We start from the raw sequence: 16,135 nt of genomic DNA, 5'->3' as shown, positions 1-16,135 counted from the left end.
CCGTCAATGTCCACCGGCGGAGCCCCAATGAAGGCGATGATAAAGCAGGTGGTGGCAGTCAGGAGGGTGGGAATCATCAGCACCCCAAACCAGCCAATGTAAAGGCGGTTATCGGTGGAGGTGACCCACTCGCAGAACTGCTCCCACACGTTGCTGGTTGAGCGACGTTGGATAACAGTAGTCATGAGGACAAACTTCCCTAAGGAAGCGCGAAGATTGACAACCTAAACTTAAAACATCCGTTAAGTTTCGTCAACCACCTGCCTCAAAAATGAGGAGGGGATCCCTTTCTCTATCGGCTGCCCCTCGGCAGAAAGAGGGCTTCTAAGGCCTGGCCGAGAGTCGGTTCCATCACCACCCGGTCTTCGTAGGCAGCGATCACCCGGGTGAGCTGAGGCAAGCGGCCCTGTTCTGCTTCGATGTAAAGGGGCTGAACATAGAGCAAAGAAGTCTCGATAGGAATGACCAGCAGCGTGCCCAGGTTCACCCGCGACCCATGCTGGTTCCAGAGGGAAATTTGCTCGGAGATTAAGGGATCCTGATTGACCCGTGCTTCCACCTGTTCCGGGCCATAGATGAGCCGTTGCTTGGAAAACTCGTACACCAGGAGCTTGCCGTAGTTTTCCCCGTCGCAGCGGGCCGCTATCCAAGCCACCATGTTCTGCTTGTTAACAGGGGCATAGGGGGAGAGGAGGACGAACTCAGGAGTGTGGTTTGCAACCCCTTGGGGATCCCTCGGCAAGGTGAGAATGAGATACTGCGGCTGCATGGGGATGCGCCGTCGATTGCGGAACTGGCCGGGGATCTGCCATTGATCCTCGCGGTTGTAGAAGAGGCGGGGATCCGTCATGTGGTAGGTGGCAAACTGCTGCGCTTGCAGGCGGAAGAGGTCTTGGGGATAGCGGATGTGTTGCCGCAGCGGCTCCGGCATTGCCTCCAGAGGCTTGAAGAGGGTGGGGTAGATGCGGGCGTAGGCTTGGATGAGGGGATCCCGAGGGTCGGCAATGTACCAATCGATGCTGCCGTTGTAGGCGTCCATCACCGCCTTGACCGAGTTGCGGATGTAGTTGAAGGGAAAGCCGGGCAGGTGCTCCGAGTAGGGGTAGCGGCTGCTGGTGGTATAGGCATCGAAAAACCAGTAGAGCTTGCCGCCTTGAATGACCAGGTAGGGATCCCGGTCGTAGAGCAAAAAGGGCATCACCCGACGGATGCGCTCGCGGATTTGGCGGCGATAGAGAAAGCGGGTGGCAGAAGATAGCTCGCGGCTGAGAAGGATGCGCAGATCGCCAAAATGCCAGGCGTAGAGAAACCGCTGCCAGAGGTGGGGAATGGGCACGCCACCGCTGCCCTGGTAGCTGCTGTACACATAGCGCTCTGCTGCAGGGTAGTCCAATTCCCGCGCCTCAGCGCCCACGAAAACATCGGTGGTGGTCAGCTCGCCATAGTAGAGGGCCGGCTGCTCCACCCGCAAGACGGAGGCCACCTCAGGGTAGCGGGGAGAAACCCGCGGCGGAATATCCGATAGGAAAAAATCCGGCAGGCCTTCAGGGGTCACCACATTCACCGGGCTGAGGGTGAGGCCATAGCCGTGGGTGTAGAAAAACCGCCGGTTAACCCAGGTTTGGGCGGCGGGGGGCACCTGGGCAAAGTCCAGCTCGCGGGCGGCATGCATAACTTGGCGCAATTCTCCCCCAATGCGGTAGCGATCCACATTCACATAGGGAAATTGGTAGTAGGGGCGGATTTCTTGCAGTTGGCGGTAGGTGGCCAATAGGGGATCCGCATCCCAGAGGCGCACGTTGCTCAGGGTGGATTGATTCTGCTGCAGGATCTCCCAGGTGAGGGATCCCCCTTCCGGGAAGGGTTGGACTTCGACATCGGCCAGGCCAAAGCCAGCACGGGTAAAACGGATGTTGTCCTCGATGTAGGGGCGCTCCAGCTCCAGCTCGTTGGGGGTGACCAAGAAGGTCTGCACCAGTTGGGGATAAAGTTGGGTGGTTAGCAGCCCAAACCCCAGGTAGGCCCCCCAGAGGATGGCCGGCGCCAGGAGAGAGCTGGCCCAGGAAGGGCACCAGGACTTGAGGAAAGGAAGGTTGAGGCGGATCCCCTGGCGGGCCAAAACCCAGAACCCCACTGCCGTCAAGCCCGCCACCCCGCTCATCAAGGTCGTGGCCGGCAAGGTTGCATGCACATCGGCAAAACCGGCCCCAAACACAACGCCGCGGGTGGAATAGAGCAGCTCGTAGCGCTCCAGCCAATGGCCCCAGGCGCGAATGAGAAACAGGGATCCCCCCAAGATCAGCAAGTGCCGCTGGGCATAGAGAGAAAGGGCCAAGGTCAGCCGTTGCTCGGAAAGCCCCAGCTCTACCAAGTAGATGAGGACAACGGCAATCAAGGTGAGCAGCACCAGGTTGAAGCACCACTGCTGCAGCGTCTCCCAGAAAGGCAGGCTGAAGAGAAAAAAACTGAGATCGCGGTTGAAAATGGGATCCGACTCCCCGACGGGCCCCTGGTTCAGCCAGAGCAACAGCGTGAACCAGTGATTGGAAAGAGACCAAGCAAAGAAAACACTCAAACCTGTGGCAATCGCCCAGGCCCCGGTCAAGGTTGCCCCCCGCCAGCAGGAGCAGATGTTGGATCCCGTCACCGCCAGGGCAAAGAGGAAAGCGCCCAGGCCCAGCCCCCAGCGGGCAATCACCCGCGTCCACAGCACCGGCAGAGCATGCAGCTCGGCAAACCAGGCCAGATCTACATAGAAAGAGGCCAAAGCCGTGATGGCCAGGATCCCCAGCCCCACCCCCAGCAGCAGAAACAATCCTCGCCGCAACCTCTGCATCGCCTCAGGATCCTCGGCTCAAAGCTGTTCTTGGTCGCGTCAGCGGTGCAGTTTCCCTTCGCCCGAGCGTTGCGGAACAACACAGGGTGCCGTAGGCATAGCCCTGTTCTAGCTGTTGCACCGCCTGCACCAAGCCTGCCGGCCCGCCGTCCACCCGCACCACCGGGATCCCCACCTGGGCCTGCACCTCTTGCCAGGTCAGATCGTCCAAAAAGCGCTCCCCATCCTTAAGGGCAATCTGAGGTAGCAGCAGCCCATCGTAGGCCGCCAAGTTTTCAACCGATTTCAAGGCATTCAAGACATCTTGGCCCGTCAGCAGCCCGGTTACCGTCAGGGTTTGTCCCCAAAATTGGCTGGCAATAGGCAAAAGATCCAACTGCAGCCCGCGGATGCGGTTCATCTGCTCCACCACAGGCTGGAAGGCTTGCTCTACGGCATTGCCCACCACCCACAGAACCTTGAGGGGAGAAGGGAGCTCAGGCGGCAGTTTGAGCTGCTCGAACTTGCTGAGGAAAAGCCGCAGGGATCCCACGCCATTCCCCAGTTGGGGGTAATCTTCATAGTGCTCTGCCGGTGGCAGTTCCCACCCCGCCAGCAGATACCACTCATCGGCCAGCCAGGCAAAGGTGGATCCCAATGTTTGCCGAAACTCGACCTGCAAAGTTTCCACCTGCCGGATCACTTCTCGGGCCTTGGCTGCATCCACAGGAACCAGCTCATCTCCAGGGGGGCGAAAGCGGGTCAGCCCCACAGGCACCACAGCAGCCGACAGCACCGTAGGGATCCCGTCTACGGGCCGGCGAAAGGCGGCCAAATCGAGGAGTGTGCGGGTGAGGTGATCCCCATCGTTCCAGCCTGGGCAGACCACCACCTGTGCGTGCAGTTGCAAGCGATGCTGGCGAAACCAGGCCAACTGCTCCAAAATCAGGCCAGCCCGCGGGTTTTTGAGCAAGCGGCTGCGCAGCTCCGGGTCGGTAGCATGCACTGACACGTAGAGGGGAGAAAGGCGCAGGCGAGCGATGCGCTCCCATTCGGCAGCAGGCAAGTTGGTGAGGGTGAGGTAGCTGCCGTAGAGAAAGCTGAGGCGGTAGTCGTCGTCCTTGAGGTGCAGCGTTGCCCGCATTTCCGGAGGTTGTTGGTCGATGAAGCAAAAGGGGCAAGCGTTGGCGCACTGGATCAGGCCATCGAACAGGGCTGTCTCAAACTCTAGCCCCAGATCCTCGTCGATTCCCTTCTCCAGCTCAACTGTGCGCGGGATCCCTTGGCTATTCAAGATCTCCAGGCTTACACACTCCTCAGCGATCAGGAAGCGGTAGTCGATGAGATCGCGGGGGCGCTCGCCGTTGATGCTGACCAGGGCCTCTCCAGGTCGAATGCCTGCTTCTGCTGCCAGGGATCCGGGTAAAACAGCACTGATGCGGGCAGGCTTGAGGCTAGTACGAGACATAAGATTGACTCATAATCAGATGTGCTATTCGCGTTGGCAGGGCGGAGTCCTGGATCGGGACAGCGTTGTGTAGCAAGAACGAGGCTCGGTTGCGTTGCCAGAAGAGCTCACTGCAAACAGCGAAGAATGGCTGCCTCCAGCTCGGTTTGGCTGAGATCCGTTACCACAAACACCTCTTGCACGCTGCTTCCCTTGCGGGCCACCAGCTTGTACCCGCCCCGGATCGGCACCGAAACCCGCAACTGCAACTGGGGGATCCGCCCGCGACTGCAGGACAGAGCGCCCGGCGTCACGGTCTTGATGCCGGCCTGCCGGGTCAGGCGTTCCAAAACAGGGATCAACCCTGAGATGTGGGTGGAGTGGTTCCAAACCAGACGACCAGAGGGCTCAGACATAGCGGCTAGAGTGAGGAGAGGATGGGATCCCTATCCTATTCCCCCACCCATACCTGGTGCTCGGCAACCCTGTGGAAAAGCCGCATGCCCAAGATGTCTGAAGATTCCCCGCCTGCGGTCGTGGCTCTGATCTTGGCCGGGGGCAACAGCCGCCGCATGGGATCCGACAAAGCCTTGGTGCTTTGGGATGGGATCCCCCTGCTGCGACGGGTGGCTCAGGTGGCAGCAGCCTGCGCCGACGCGGTTTACATCCTCACCCCCTGGCCGGAGCGCTATGCGCCGGTGGTGGATCCCGGTTGGCACCTCTGGCGGGAAAACGTTCCCCCCCTGGTCGGGCAAGACCCACGTGGTCGGGACAGCATTGCGGAGCAACACCGAGGCCCGCTGCTGGCCTTTCAAGAGGGGATCCGGCGGCTACAAACCTTGGCTGCTCCCCCGGAGTGGATCCTGCTGCTGGCCTGCGATCTGCCCTGCTTGCAGGAGCAGGTTCTTGGGGATTGGCGACAGCGCCTTGCCACCCTGCCCCCTCAGACGGTGGCCGCCCTGCCCAAAAGTCAGCGGGGCTGGGAGCCCCTGTGTGGCTTCTATCGCCTGGCGCAGCTAGGTTCTCTGGAGAGTTTCTTGCAGGCAGGAGGAAGATCCTTTCAGGGCTGGTTGTCCCAGGTGCCAACAGCCATCCTGCCCCTGACCGTTCCCGACAGCGGGACGGAGTCCCTTGAGAGGATGCTCACCAATTGCAACACCCCTGCAGATCTGCAGCTGGGGGGAAACCTGGGTAGGGGGTGATCCCTGGGATCGGCAAGGGGAAGGGATCCCCTCATGTCACAATGGGTAAAGATTTGCTCGGTTTCTTATCTCGGCGCCGTGCTTACTTCCCTTTACTACCGCGAGATCCCTTGCCCCGATAGTGCTCAAGTGCTGCGCTGGCTACAGGAGTGTATCCCCCTGCCCCAAGGCAGCCAGAAGGTTCTTACCCCCACGGGCCTGCGCCTACAGGGATCCGGCGCTGAGCTGGCCCTCTTCTTGTGGTCGGGGCTGAACACTACCTATCTCAAGGTGTTCCAGTGGTCGGAACAGCCCTTCCCCCGCCAAGCTCGCTGGCTGGGAGAGCTGGAACAGGCCATTCAAAGCCAATTTCCCCACCGCTACCCGCAGTTGCCCCAGATCGACCTGAACCGGGGATCCATCTTCGATCAGCTTGAGCCTTTCTACCCGCAAACGGTGAAGTATTTTCGGCGGATCCCCAATGGAGAATTTGACCTGCAGCGGGTGTACTGGTGGGAAAAGCGCTGGCGGGAAGAAGTGCAACATTGCCACGCAGCCCACCGCCCTGCTCAGCCGGTCTTGTTTCGCCAGCCTGGCCCTGAGCCGGCCCCAGTGGAGTGGGATCTGGCCATCGTGGGAGGAGCGCTGGGAGCCATCTATGGAGCGGCCATGGCTCGCTTGGGCTACCGCGTGGCCTTGGTGGAGCGACTCCCTTTTGGCCGCATGAACCGCGAGTGGAACATCTCCCGGCGGGAGCTGCAAACCCTGGTGGATTTGGGCCTTTTGAGCGCCGAGCAGATGGAGAGCTTGATCCTGCGGGAATACACGGATGGGTTCAACAAGTTTTTTGACGGCAATAGCCCGGTTCGCGCTCCCGTTTTGCACACGCCGACGGTACTCAATCTGGCCATTGACGCGGAAAAGCTATTGCAGCTCTGTGGCCAAATTCTCACTTCCTGCGGGGGAGCTATCTACGAGCGCACCGAGTTTCAGCGGGCCTATGTTGGCGAACAAGGCGTCACGCTGGTTTTGAAGGATTTGCCCACCGGCGAGGAGTTTCGGCTGGGATCCCGCCTTGTGGTGGATGCTATGGGAACAGTCTCTCCCATTGCCCAGCAGCTTTACCGCCATCGGGCTTTTGATAGCGTCTGCCCCACGGTGGGGGCTACCATTGCGGGGGGGTTTGAGCCGGGGGTATGGGATCCCCAGTTTGGGGACATTCTGGCCAGCCACGGGGACATCAGCCGCGGTCGGCAACTCATTTGGGAGCTGTTCCCCGGCCCAGGCGAAGATCTTACCTTTTATCTGTTCCACTACCACCAGGTGCATCCGGAAAACCCCGGATCCCTGCTGGAACTGTACGAAGATTTTTTCACTATTCTGCCGGAATACCGCCGCTGCGACCCAGAGCGCTTGCAGTGGAAAAAAGCGACCTTCGGCTATATCCCCGGACGATTTGGCCAGCCCCGGCACCCTGTTCGCGGCAGCGGGGCGGAGTCTTCGGAACCCTTTGACCGGATACTGCTCATAGGGGATGCGGCGGCTATGCAATCGCCCCTTAGCTTTACCGGCTTTGGATCCCTGGTGCGCAACTGCCCCCGCCTGTGCGATCTGCTGGATACGGCGCTGCGCCACGACCTGCTCAGGGCTGCAGACTTAGCCCAGATCCGGGCCTACCAGGGCAACTCCGCCGTCACCTGGCTCTTCTCGCGGGGGATGATGGTGCCCACCGGCAAGGTGCTGCCCCCCGAGCGCATCAATGCCACTCTCAACAGCTTTTTCGGCATTCTCGCCACCGAGCCGCCGGAGGTGGTGGACGATTTCATCAAAGACCGGGCCGGCTGGCTGGCCTTTAACCGCATGGCCATCAAAGCTGCCCTACAAAACCCACGGCTGCTGCTGTGGATCTGGGAGGCCGTAGGGGCCAAAGGCTTTGCCCAGTGGCTGCCCACCTACTTCAGCTATACCGGCCTGGCCTTGACCTCTGCTTTGCTCAGGGGCTGGCTTCCAAATCTGCTGCGTCGCCTGCAGCCCTGGCTAGAAGCGCGTTACCCCCGCCTGTGGCTGCGCTGCCTGCAGTGGAGCTACACCCTCACCTATGGGGTAGGGCAGCCGCGCATTCAGTTTCAACTCCCCCCCACTCAAGAAAAGACCCAAGACACAATACCAACTTGGATAGGATCCCTGCAGCAGTGACATACTCCCGCACTCACGCTGATGCACAGAGGGCGGGGCTCCCCGGCGGTCTAGCTAAATGCACCGGACACCAAGGCAATAGCGCTGTCGCCGTGATCCCTCAATAAGGTCTCTATCTGCCGCTCGCGTCAGCAGGGCAGCGTTTTTTCCGGCTTGGCAGCTTGCCCAAGTTGGGTATAATCAATGCCTAATCAGAGATCGACGGCAGTTGGGAAGGGATCCCGACTTCAAACCGGTCGAGAGACTGCTGAACCCCATTTTTTGAGAACCCTTATTTTCGCAAAAAGTTAGGACTGAGCCCAGTCGCGTCAGCGTTGCGGAGCAACATGGTTTACACCTTCGAGATCATCGGCATCGCCCCTGCTCTACAGTTCTTTCATCAGCAACAGAAGCTGGCCCAGCGGCCCTGTGGGGTGGAATACCTGGGTACCAGCTCCTGCACCCTCGATGCGTTGCTGGGATCCGTGGAGGAAGTGCCGGCCCGGCGCGGCTGGGACTTGGATCAGTTGGTCGACGCTGTTATCCGCTTTTGGTGCAGCAACCCCGATTTGGTGAGTTTGTGGCGCTCTCGTTTTCGCGATGCCGGGCGAGATGCGCTGTTGGTCTCGCGAGTGGGGCATATTCAATCACTGCGGCAGGAATTTGAATGGCTGCTGAAGCAGTAGGTGCCGAGCGCCACTCTCGCCACCTGGGTGGGAGAATGTGCGGTTAGCAGGTAGGCTAAGGGCAGAACTAATTTGTGAGCACCCATGAGCGACACAGTTTTCGGCAAGATTATTCGCAGGGAGATCCCTGCACAAATCGTTTACGAAGACGATAGAGCCCTGGCCTTCAAAGATATTGCCCCCCAAGCCCCTGTCCACATTTTGGTGGTGCCCAAAGAGCCCATCCCCGGCATTTCCCAGGCCAAGCCCGAACATGAGGCATTGCTGGGACATCTCCTGCTGACCGCTCAGCGGGTGGCTGCCGAGGCAGGTTTAAATAAAGGCTACCGATTGGTGATCAACGAAGGAGAAGACGGCGGGCAAACCGTCTTTCATCTCCACATTCACGTTCTGGGCGGTCGGGGGATGGGCTGGCCCCCAGGTTGAGCGATGGTTTTTCCCACCCATTGGAGCCTCTGCAGGTACAATCCTGTCATTACTGAGGATAAACGGCGGGCGGGGTCTGGAACCGATGGAGTGGCATGTAACCGATGCAGAGAGTTTGATGATCATCGACCAGGAGGTGGGCAAGCACGAGCTTTCTCCTGCTGAGTATGAGGTGGTTCGTCGGGTTATTTATGCTACTGCTGACTTCGAGTACTTGCACCTCATCCGTTTTGGCAACGAAGCCTTACAGGCCGGAGCGGCGGCTCTGGCAGCGCGTACCACCATTGTGGTCGATGAGCCGATGGTACAGGTGGGCATTGCCTGGGCTGTTCAGAACACCTTTTCCAACCCCATCTATTGCAGCAGCGAAGCGATTACCCGTCCCCAAAGGGACAAGACCCGCTCCGCTTGGGGCTTGGAAACCCTGGCCCAACGCTACCCTGAGGCGATCTTTGTGATCGGCCAATCCCAGACCGCCCTCTCCACCTTGGTGGAGCTGATTAGAAAGAAGGAGGTGGCCCCTGCTCTGGTCATCGCCACGCCGGCTGGGTTTGTGAACGTGGTGCAAGCCAAGCAGGAGCTAGCCGATTCCATGGTGCCCCACATCCGCACTGAGGGACGCAAAGGAGGCCCGGCAGTGGCTGCAGCGGTGTTGGATGGCCTGCTGGACTTGGCTTGGCACGCCTATGTACGGGTCAGCAGCGCAGACTATCCTGGCAAATCCGCGGTTTCATGACATGCTCCTTGCCCTTGGGCACCGTTCGCGGAAACAAGCCAAAACTTTGGCACTCAAAGCACATTTTTTCAGCAGTTGACTGCCCTGCCGCTGAAATCTCGCTTGGGACACCGCGCTTTATGGTCGTTTCAGTTTAGGGTGAGACGCCTGGACTACCGATCGCGCCAGCGGGACGGAGTCCTTGAAAAGCCTTCTGGCCTCGTGCATTCAATCATTCACTGTTTGAGGTGTGGGTGCAATGTCCTAGTTTGAATCGAAGTTTGAATTGAAATGACCATACACCCCTATAGTCAGTTGCTCTAGCGGTGCGGATGAGCTGGGGGCCTCGCAGCACTTTTGGGTCAAGAGTGGGTCTGCTGATCCAGATCACCCAGCCAAGGGGATCCCGTTCACTCGGCCTGCAAATTGGCATGGGCAAGATGGGAGCTGCGCTCTCAGTCCTGCCTCTTCAGAAAATGGCCTGAGAAGCGGCTGGGTTGAGCTTATGGAGGGATCTTCCCGTGCGGCGTGCCATCTTCTTTTGCTGGAGCGGCTGCCTTCTGGCCTTGTTTTTTGCGCCGGGGGCTTGGGCACAAGCTGAGCCATGTCCGGCGGTTGCCCTTCTGCCCTCTTCACTGCAGTTGTCAGAGGTGTCAGCACCTGCCTCTGCCCTCTCGACAACCCAGATGGACAAGGCAGGGATCCAAGTCAGCCCCTACCAGCGCTGGCGACAGAGGTATGCCCCCTCGGATCCCCTCTCTTCGGGTTTGGGCAGCGTCCCTTATCGGCCAGCCCAGCAGGGATCCCAAAGGATTCAACAGGGAACAGAGGGGCTGCCCTTAGGGCCTGCGACCCGCCAAGGGGAACAGCTGGAGCAGATCGGGATCCGCCTGGGAGAAGACAGCCCTTTTTTCCTACATCCCAGTGGGTTGGTCTATCGGCAGTCCTATTGAATTTGTGAGTCTGTTCGCTACAGGGATCCCAGCTTCCCCAGGGAGAAGGGCTGGGAGTGAGAAATTATCTCTCACTTCTCTCTTCTCACTGCTCACTATCAGTATTAGTAATGATTCCCTACCTTGCGGTGGTGGATGGCGGTGAGGCCCTCTGGGCTGGAGACCCGACCGGCTTCCAAGGTGCTGTACACCACCCAGTGATCGCTGGTTTCCAGGCGGCTCACCACACGGCACTCCAGGTAGGCCAAAGCATCGGCCAAGATGGGGGATCCGTTGGCAGCAGGGTAGGTCTTGATCCCGGCAAAGCGGTCGGCCCCCGGTGGAAATCTCTTCAGGAAGTGGCGCATCAAGGGTTGGTAATGGCCTTCTTGCAGCACGTTTAACACGAAGGTATCTCCCACCTGCAGGAAGGATTCGATGGCCCGATCCTTGGCTACTGCAATGCTGATCCCCGGCGGATCGGTGCTGGCTTGGGCCACCCAGGAGGCAAGCATGGCGCTGGTGGCTTGCCCTTTGCGGGCAGTGATGATGTAGAGGCCATTGCTGATGCGGCCCAGGGCGCGATCCAAGTCGGCATCCAAGGCTTTCATCTGCTGAATGTTGCGATCCCGCGTCAGCCACTGCCCCAGATCGGTACCTGCTTCTTCGGCCAGTTGCAGCAGAGCCTCGCCGGCAGGCTGCTTGAGCAGAATGGGGGCAAACACCTCTTTGGCGCCGATCTCCTGCAGGGTGTTGCGGCAGAGGTACACCGACTCATCATCTTCGCCGCCCGACTCAAACAGACCAAAGCCTTGCTTGCTGTGGGCAGAGGCCAAAAGGGTTTTCAGCAGCACTTGAGTGGTGGCGGCCTCAGGCCCTGATTGGGGCGGCATGCCTATCACCACACCGGCGGCCAAGCTCATCAGCTCCCGCACCTCGTGGGCATCCACCAGCCGCAAATCTGCCAGCTCCACCTGGATGCCGGTTTTTTGGATCCCACGGGCAATGGCTTGAGCCAAGGTTTCCGCCTGGCCATAGCCGGACAGGTAGAACACTGCCACCAGGCGCTCGGCTTTGGCCTGCTCGAGGCTCCAGGTGCGATATTGCCCCACCCAGTCGGACAGGTGATGGCGCAGTAGGGGGCCGTGGCCGGTAGCAATGGCAGCGATGGGAGGCAAGGCTTCCATGCGCTTCAGGGCGGACAACACCGAGCGGGCGTTGGGCCCCATGAGGCAGTCGTAGTAGAGCTTGAAGTCGGCCTGCAACAGGTGGGGATGTTCGTCCCAGGCGAAATCGTCGCAGTAGTGCATCCCAAACACGTCGCAGGTGTAGAGGATCTGGGTGCCGTGGTCGTAGGTGAGGATGGTGTCGGGCCAGTGCAAGTTGGGGGCAGAGATAAATTCCAGGACATGCCCCTTGCCCAGATCCAAGCGATCTCCCTGTTTCACCACCAGCCGCTGGAAGGGCCGATGCACCAGATCTTCCAGAAATTGCACCGCCACCTTGGAGGCCACCACCGTCATCTGGGGCGCCAGCTCCAGCAGATCCCCAACCAGGCCGCTGTGATCTGGCTCGGTGTGGCTGACCACCAGGTAGTCGATCTGGGCAGGATCTAGGATCCCTTGCAGGCAATCCAGGTACAACTGGCGAAACTTCTCGTGGGAGGTGTCGATGAGGGCCACCTTCTCGCCGCGAATCAAGAAGGAGTTGTAGGTGGTGCCATTTTCCAGAGCAAATTCGATATCAAATCGATCCCGATCCCAATCTTGGGAGCGAATGGCAAGGGTGTCGGCCCCGATGGGCAGAGTTTGCAGCGTCAGATGGGGCTGGGCCAGGCGAGGTGCGACTTGAGGTGCAACTGCAGTGGTGGCCATGTTCTCTCCCTAACTTTAAGTCGGGTCACAATCCTGATCTCAATGTAACTGAATGTTTATGTTGACGGCGGATGAAGATGAGCTATGCAGGTTTGGAAATCCTTATGGAATGCTTTTAGGGATCCTTGGGTTCCTGCCAATCGAAGGGGTTAGGACTTAGGGCTGTAGCAAACTGGGCCAGGGTGTGGCGCAACTGATCCAGGTTTTGGCCGGTGGCGGCGGAAACAAACAGGGCTTTGGGGTAGAGCAGGCGGACGTCTTCCACCCATTCGGGGTCGAGGCGGTCGATTTTGTTGAACACCAGCTGGCGGGGACCAGTGGCCAAGGGCATCTCGTCCAGCAATGTTTCCACCGCCTCGATTTGCCCCTCCCAGTTGGGGTGGGAGAGATCCACCACATGTAGTAGGGCATCGGCTTCCGTCACCTCTTCCAGGGTAGCTTGAAAGGCATCCACCAGTTGGTCTGGCAATTCGGTTAGGAATCCCACTGTGTCGGTCAACAGCACCGCCTGCCGGTTGGGCAGATCCAGCCGCCGGGTAGTGGGATCCAAGGTGGCAAAGAGTTGGTCGGCCACGTAGACCTGGGCATGGGTGAGGGCATTGAGGAGGGTGGATTTGCCGGCGTTGGTGTAGCCCACCAGGGCCACCACGGGAATTTGGGATGCCTCGCGCCGTTGGCGCAGCCGCTGGCGGTGGCGGCGCAGCTCTTCCACCTCTTGCCGCAGCTTGCTGATGCGCCGCTGGATGGCCCGCCGCTCCATTTCCAGTTGGGTTTCCCCCGGGCCACGGGTGCCGATGCCCCCACCTAACCGAGACATGGTGCGACCGCGACCGGCCAGGCGAGGCAGCAAATACTGCAGTTGCGCCAGCTCCACCTGCAATTTTCCGGCTCGGGTTCTGGCCCGCTGGGCAAAAATATCCAAGATCACCTCGCTGCGATCCACCACCCGCACCCCCACCGCCTCTTCCAAGGTGCGCACCTGGCTGGGGGTAAGTTCCCGGTCGAACACCACCAGGTTGGCGCCCAGATCCTGGACCAGCAGAGCCAGCTCTTGCACCTTACCGGATCCGATTACCGTGGCCGAGTTGGGTCCCTCCCGCCGTTGCCAGAGGGCTTGCAGCACCTGTCCGCCGGCACTCTCCACCAGGCGGCTCAGCTCCGCCAACCCATCCATGAGATCCTCGTAGCTCTGCCCGGACTCCTGCAGCCCCACCAGGATGGCCCGATCCTGATCCAGATCCACCTGGCGGGCGGTCAACTGGCGCCGAAAGCCATCTTCTAGCTCCGCCACCAGCTCCTGCAGATCCTGTTCTGCCAGGATCCCCAAAGGCAGAGGCTCAGAGACCCGCCAGCGGCTCTCTCCCTCCGGCACCAGATGGGCTAGGTAGGCCCAGTGGACAAAGCCCGTGGCTCCTCCCCCGCGGCGCAGCCGTCCTCCTGAGGGGGACACCGACAGGGTGATGAGGGCGTCTAGACGCTGCAGGGCCATGGCCGTCAGCGCTTTTCGACCGGGACCCCCTTCCCCCGTTTGGGTGGTGATGCAGCGGATCCCGGATAGGCGCTCGGCCCCCTGGCGGGGCAATTCCCAAGCGGGAATCTGGGTTTCAAAAGGGGATCCCACCCCTACGCGGATCACCTGGCCGCGCCGGTTGAGGTAAACGCTGATGGGCCGGCCTTCCAACTCTTGGGTCAGGGATCCCAGCCGTTGGGCAAACTCCACCGTCACCAGGCGGTTGGGGGGTAGGCGCAGTTGATAGAGCCGTTGCAGTTGCTTTTGTTGGTGGGGCTTTAACCCTTTGGCCTGTTCGGGAAAGCGTCGTGGAGCGATAGCAGAGCTGAAGCGGGGGTCGGTCTGATGGCGAGAGGTGCTAGCCCTGGGCATGGGGACGGGGAAAGACCCAAAAACAAGCTTTCATCTACCATACACGCTAGCTGCCCGCAGGAACTTGGGATCCAAAAGCAACGGTGGCAAACACTGGCCCAGTGTTGCGGGGGCAACAGTACGGCGATGTCATCAGCAACGGGTGCAACATTCAAACCAAGGTCATTCCCGAACAAAAGTAGGCGGAATACTTCCATGACCCAACCGAGGTACGCATGGGGCAGCCAAACCCAGACGATCACAGGCTTCCTGCTCGCCCATCATCTGCTCAAGGTCAACCCCAAAGATGTCAATGTGTTGGATCTGCCCAAGCGGGGATCCCTGTATTGAGCTTGCTGTCGGTGAGAGAGTTTCCAAATCGGTTGGGCAGTCAGGGATCCCTTTCGCTCCGTGTTGCCGGAATCCTGCTGCGACTTGGAATAGCTGCATAAATCGGAAAAAGCCGTAGTGCCAGCTCTTGGCTTTTATAGATGCACGATTTCAACATCACCCCATTTTCTGCGCAAATATTCAGCAACCAGCCTACGATGACAGTGCTCAGGTGTAGCTTCACTACAAAGCAGACACCCTCCATCGAGAATACTTTTATCCACTTGATCTTCGATACGACGCTCGGCCATCAGCGACAAAAACTGTCTCTCGTAGTTAGACCATTCACCACTGGCTTTGTAAGCATCGAGAATCTCTTGAGTTGGTGCAAGTTCCGGCAAATGAACATATCCAAGCTTGCAGATCTCGTGAAGAAAAAACTCTAGATCCCTCTTTTTCGTGAATCCCGCCAGTTGCGAGGTGTTATTAAGTCGAGTATCAACAACTCGAACCAGACCAGGCTGTTTTAAGCGATTAAAAAATTGCTCTGCACTTTTCTTCGTAAACCCTATCGTAAATATCTTCATGGCCTCGCGCTCCGCTCATCATTTTTTGACATTTTCTCATCTCGATAGGCGACACGCCTGCCTTGAATGAGATAGGCTTCGGCTATAAACTATTCCCGACTTCTAAACGAGTCCCCCTCTGGAAGTTTGCAAAGGGCAAGAAGACGAGATTCTAGGGCCTCATGAGTCTCCAAAGAGCCATTGGCCAAGATGTGGTTGACCGGAATCCCACTTTGAAAAAGTTTACGCGCCACCAGCAACGATCTATGACATTCAATAGGGTCTTTCTCAGCACACATCGGTGCGATCCGATACCGACTAGAACCTTGGATCAGACGGTCGATCCCTTCGAGGAAGGCTGGCTCATTTGCCAGTCGTTCATACTGAATCCTACCCTGATCATAGCAGCTCGGATTTTCGCTACGTCCTCCCAATTCTTTGCCCAGAAAGACGTAAGCAATACCTGCTGCCGCTAAAGCACTTTTCAACTTTTCTTGTGAATATTGAGGGACGTAACGGCTATATGGACGTGAGCGAACGTCGCCAATACCGGTGATGTTGTACTGGCGCAGTAAGTCTATGAAAAAATCAATCTCGTGGTTTGAGTGACCAATCGTGTAGATCTCTGATTTCATATGAGTCGACCTGAGTAGAGAACAGCCGCTATCAGCTTGTAGTAATAGCCCAAGTAGGGATCGCTAAGGCTAACACACAGCACCGGATCGGGGATGTCATATTGACCGTCTTCGCCCATTAGGAAATCCCGTTCAATCACAGGATCGGTAACATCCATGCAGTATTTTACTCCCTTGTATACAAACTCGCCGCGTACTCTACGCTTAGAATTCGGGTATCCTGGTGCCTTGTAACCAACCAACAGACGCAAATGCTCGACCGGTACAAGGTAAAGAGAAACTCCGCTTTCTCGCCCGACACTTAACCGGTTGTTCCACCCAGCATAGCTGCTCTCGCCAGTGCCCCAGAGATTCTCAGGGTTGTCTAGCCAACTGTTGATATCCTCCCAAGGCAGGTGGCCAACTTTTTTCCAGCGGTGCTTTGGATTGATAACGTGGTTCTCCCTCTGGTGAGGTAGTGGCTGAGGTGTATCACAAGAGACACAGAGAATA

General features: G+C 58.7%; 15 protein-coding genes and 1 pseudogene. 7 read left to right on the top strand and 9 right to left on the bottom strand.

Features of this window, described 5'->3' with window-relative positions; all coding sequences use genetic code 11:
- The 4 genes and pseudogenes from ACVWY8_RS12645 to ACVWY8_RS12630 all read right to left on the bottom strand — a co-directional run.
- Nucleotides 1-185: pseudogene (locus ACVWY8_RS12645) on the bottom strand (photosystem II q(b) protein); the annotation flags it as partial.
- Between the two features lie 107 nt (nt 186-292).
- Entirely contained in the window at nt 293-2,836 is a 2,544-nt protein-coding gene (locus ACVWY8_RS12640) for a UPF0182 family membrane protein (RefSeq protein ID WP_457395285.1), read from the bottom strand.
- 4 nt (nt 2,837-2,840) lie between these two features.
- The gene (locus ACVWY8_RS12635; RefSeq protein ID WP_457395288.1) at nt 2,841-4,283 is read right to left on the bottom strand and encodes a TIGR03279 family radical SAM protein; all 1,443 of its coding nucleotides are present in this window, start codon (nt 4,281-4,283) and stop codon (nt 2,841-2,843) included.
- 107 nt (nt 4,284-4,390) lie between these two features.
- Complete coding sequence (locus tag ACVWY8_RS12630) at nt 4,391-4,678, bottom strand: DUF2103 domain-containing protein (protein ID WP_414373940.1); 288 nt, start codon at nt 4,676-4,678, stop codon at nt 4,391-4,393.
- A 21-nt stretch (nt 4,679-4,699) separates the two neighbouring features.
- On the opposite strand from ACVWY8_RS12630, the gene ACVWY8_RS12625 reads away from it, so the two are divergent.
- From ACVWY8_RS12625 to ACVWY8_RS12600, 6 genes are all read left to right on the top strand, one after another.
- On the top strand, nt 4,700-5,464 hold the full coding sequence (locus tag ACVWY8_RS12625; RefSeq protein WP_457395291.1) for a molybdenum cofactor guanylyltransferase: 765 nt from the start codon (nt 4,700-4,702) through the stop codon (nt 5,462-5,464).
- Nucleotides 5,465-5,497: 33 nt separating this feature from the next.
- Nucleotides 5,498-7,639 (top strand): FAD-dependent oxidoreductase, encoded by a 2,142-nt coding sequence (locus ACVWY8_RS12620; RefSeq protein ID WP_457395294.1) that lies wholly within the window; start codon nt 5,498-5,500, stop codon nt 7,637-7,639.
- A 326-nt stretch (nt 7,640-7,965) separates the two neighbouring features.
- Nucleotides 7,966-8,304, top strand: a complete 339-nt coding sequence (locus tag ACVWY8_RS12615; RefSeq protein ID WP_414329426.1) for a hypothetical protein — start codon at nt 7,966-7,968, stop codon at nt 8,302-8,304.
- 84 nt (nt 8,305-8,388) lie between these two features.
- A complete protein-coding gene (locus ACVWY8_RS12610) occupies nt 8,389-8,730 on the top strand; it encodes a histidine triad nucleotide-binding protein (RefSeq protein WP_011432043.1) in 342 nt (113 codons plus the stop codon).
- 85 nt (nt 8,731-8,815) lie between these two features.
- The gene (locus tag ACVWY8_RS12605) at nt 8,816-9,466 is read left to right on the top strand and encodes a precorrin-8X methylmutase (protein ID WP_457395297.1); all 651 of its coding nucleotides are present in this window, start codon (nt 8,816-8,818) and stop codon (nt 9,464-9,466) included.
- Nucleotides 9,467-9,966: 500 nt separating this feature from the next.
- Nucleotides 9,967-10,398, top strand: a complete 432-nt coding sequence (locus tag ACVWY8_RS12600) for a hypothetical protein (RefSeq protein ID WP_457395300.1) — start codon at nt 9,967-9,969, stop codon at nt 10,396-10,398.
- Between the two features lie 104 nt (nt 10,399-10,502).
- On the opposite strand, the gene ACVWY8_RS12595 is transcribed toward ACVWY8_RS12600, so the two are convergent.
- Together ACVWY8_RS12595 and hflX are read right to left on the bottom strand one after the other, a co-directional pair.
- Nucleotides 10,503-12,251: a diflavin flavoprotein gene (locus ACVWY8_RS12595; RefSeq protein WP_457395302.1), complete on the bottom strand. Its 1,749-nt coding sequence runs from the start codon at nt 12,249-12,251 to the stop codon at nt 10,503-10,505.
- A gap of 115 nt (nt 12,252-12,366) precedes the next feature.
- Nucleotides 12,367-14,133, bottom strand: coding sequence for a GTPase HflX (hflX, locus tag ACVWY8_RS12590; protein ID WP_457395304.1), 1,767 nt, complete (start codon nt 14,131-14,133; stop codon nt 12,367-12,369).
- A 195-nt stretch (nt 14,134-14,328) separates the two neighbouring features.
- On the opposite strand from hflX, the gene ACVWY8_RS12585 reads away from it, so the two are divergent.
- Complete coding sequence (locus tag ACVWY8_RS12585; RefSeq protein ID WP_414342083.1) at nt 14,329-14,463, top strand: hypothetical protein; 135 nt, start codon at nt 14,329-14,331, stop codon at nt 14,461-14,463.
- A gap of 134 nt (nt 14,464-14,597) precedes the next feature.
- Here ACVWY8_RS12585 and ACVWY8_RS12580 read toward each other — a convergent pair whose 3' ends face one another.
- From ACVWY8_RS12580 to ACVWY8_RS12570, 3 genes are all read right to left on the bottom strand, one after another.
- Nucleotides 14,598-15,029, bottom strand: a complete 432-nt coding sequence (locus ACVWY8_RS12580; RefSeq protein WP_414400650.1) for a DUF488 domain-containing protein — start codon at nt 15,027-15,029, stop codon at nt 14,598-14,600.
- Nucleotides 15,030-15,118: 89 nt separating this feature from the next.
- The gene (locus ACVWY8_RS12575) at nt 15,119-15,643 is read right to left on the bottom strand and encodes a DUF488 domain-containing protein (protein WP_457395307.1); all 525 of its coding nucleotides are present in this window, start codon (nt 15,641-15,643) and stop codon (nt 15,119-15,121) included.
- The gene (locus ACVWY8_RS12570) at nt 15,640-16,134 is read right to left on the bottom strand and encodes a dual OB domain-containing protein (protein WP_414342098.1); all 495 of its coding nucleotides are present in this window, start codon (nt 16,132-16,134) and stop codon (nt 15,640-15,642) included. The genes ACVWY8_RS12575 and ACVWY8_RS12570 overlap by 4 nt, the downstream gene beginning before the upstream one ends.
- Between the last annotated feature and the right edge of the window lies 1 nt (nt 16,135).

The sequence above is a fragment of the Thermostichus sp. OS-CIW-32 genome (genome assembly GCF_054060415.1).
This window is presented reverse-complemented; position numbering and strand designations above follow the sequence as displayed.